This window comes from Arthrobacter sp. SPT-J7 (assembly GCF_059089965.1).
On record NZ_JBNHFF010000400.1, the window covers coordinates 1 to 1,645 of the forward strand.

Genomic DNA, 1,645 nt, shown 5'->3' on the forward strand with positions numbered 1-1,645 from the left:
GGCTCGCCGAGGTGTTCGCCACCACCTCCGTAGCAGACCTGGTCTCCCTGGGGGGCCGGTTGTTCCGGGCCGATGTGGGTGGCCTGTTCTACATCTACCCGGCCCCTGATGCTGGTAATCCCGACAGGGTCCTCCTGTACGTGGGCCAGGGCGGTCTCGGACTGCCTGACGAGTCGTACTACCGGGAAGAGAAGTTCGCCCCGACGGTCACAGCCTACGGTGCACACGTGAAGACGATGCTTGCTTTGGCCGGCGTTCCGGACGCCGACGGTGGATCTGAGCGCGTGGTTGCGCTCGAGACGAAGCTGGCATCCCATCACTGGGACAACGTCACCCTTCGGGACCCGCAAAAGACGTACAACCTGAAGTCCGCGGACGAGGCATCCGCTTTGTTCCCGCTGCTCACAACCTGGTTTGACGCGGCGGGCATTGACGAGGAAAAGCGGCAGGAAATTGTGGTGAGCACCCCTCCCTTTTTCGACGGCGCCGCCGGCCTTCTCGAATCCGAGCCGCTGGCGCACTGGCAGGAATGGCTGGCCATGCGGGTTATCAGCGCCGCAGCCCCCTACCTGTCCTCGGCATTCGTTGATGCCAACTTCGCCTTCTACGGGACCACCATCAGCGGCACCCCGCGGAACAAAGACCGCTGGAAGCGCGGCGTTGGTGTGGTGGAAGGCGGCCTCGGCGAAGCCGTAGGTCAGATCTATGTGGCGCGGCACTTCCCGGAAACACACAAAGCCCGCATGCAGACGCTGGTCGCCAACCTGATCGAGGCCTACCGCCGAAGCATCACCGCCGTCGGCTGGATGGGCCAGGACACCAAGGCCGAAGCCCTGCGGAAGCTGGAGGGTTTCCGCGCGAAAATCGGCTATCCGGAAAAGTGGATCGACTACTCAGCCGTGGAAATCGATCCCGCCGATCTGCTGGGCAACGTGGAACGGGCACACAACGCAGACGTGGACCGGCACCTTGATGAGGTGGGCAAGCCGGTGGACCGCAACAAGTGGTTGATGACCCCGCAGACAGTCAATGCTTACTACCACCCGATGATGAACGAGATCGTTTTCCCGGCCGCGATCCTGCAGCCGCCATTCTTTACCGCCGACGCCGACGACGCCGTGAACTACGGCGGGATAGGCGCGGTGATCGGACACGAAATCGGCCACGGCTTCGACGACCAGGGCTCCCAGTTCGACGGCGGCGGGGCACTGCGGAACTGGTGGACCGATGAGGACCGCCAGGCCTTCGAAAAGCTCACAGCCAAGCTGGTGGCGCAATACGATGCACTTTCCCCGTACGCGGCTCCCGGCCATAACGTCAATGGACGCCTCACCCTCGGCGAAAACATCGGCGACCTCGCCGGACTGGCCATCGCCTACAAGGCCTACCTGATCAGCCTCGATGGAAAGGAGCCGGAGGTCCTGGACGGCCTCACCGGGCACCAGCGTTTCTTCGCATCCTGGGCAGCAGGCTGGCGGCAGGTGATCCGGAGCGAAGAAGCCATCCGCAGGCTGGCGACTGACCCGCACTCGCCCAACGAGTTCCGAACCAATGCCATCGCGAAGAACCTCGATGCCTTCCACGACGCCTTTGAGGTCACCGACCAGGACGGCATGTGGATGCCTCCGGAGGAGCGCGTCAGTAT

Annotated in this window: 1 protein-coding gene; it reads left to right on the top strand. The window is 63.5% G+C overall.

What is annotated here, in order from left to right:
- The coding region (locus AC5RWX_RS33030) for a M13 family metallopeptidase (protein ID WP_494100384.1) at positions 1–1,645 on the top strand (1,645 nt) is incomplete at both ends.